Source organism: Bradyrhizobium sp. CCH5-F6, from assembly GCF_001556045.1.
In the GTDB taxonomy this organism is placed as follows: domain Bacteria; phylum Pseudomonadota; class Alphaproteobacteria; order Rhizobiales; family Xanthobacteraceae; genus Bradyrhizobium.
Genome location: NZ_LSIC01000045.1, coordinates 1 through 226, shown reverse-complemented (window position 1 = coordinate 226; position 226 = coordinate 1). Strand labels below are relative to the sequence as shown.

At 64.2% G+C, this 226-nt stretch carries 1 pseudogene; it reads right to left on the bottom strand.

The features are described 5' to 3' along the window. A pseudogene (locus tag AX729_RS07330) lies at positions 1–226 on the bottom strand (histidine kinase); the annotation flags it as partial.

Here is a 226-nt window from a genome sequence, read left to right as displayed (position 1 = left end):
TCGATCGTGGCATTGAGCGCGAGCAGGTTGATCTGCCCCGTGATGTTGTTGATCAGCTCGACGATGCCGCTCATCGCCTGTGCGGCTTCGGTGAGGCGCTGGGCTTGCGCGTCGGCAGCCGAGACCTGTTCCACCGCACTGGTCGCGGTTTCACGCGATTTGGTCATGGCTTCGGAGATCTCCCGCACCGAGGCGTTGAGCTCCTCCGAGCCGGCGGCGACCGATT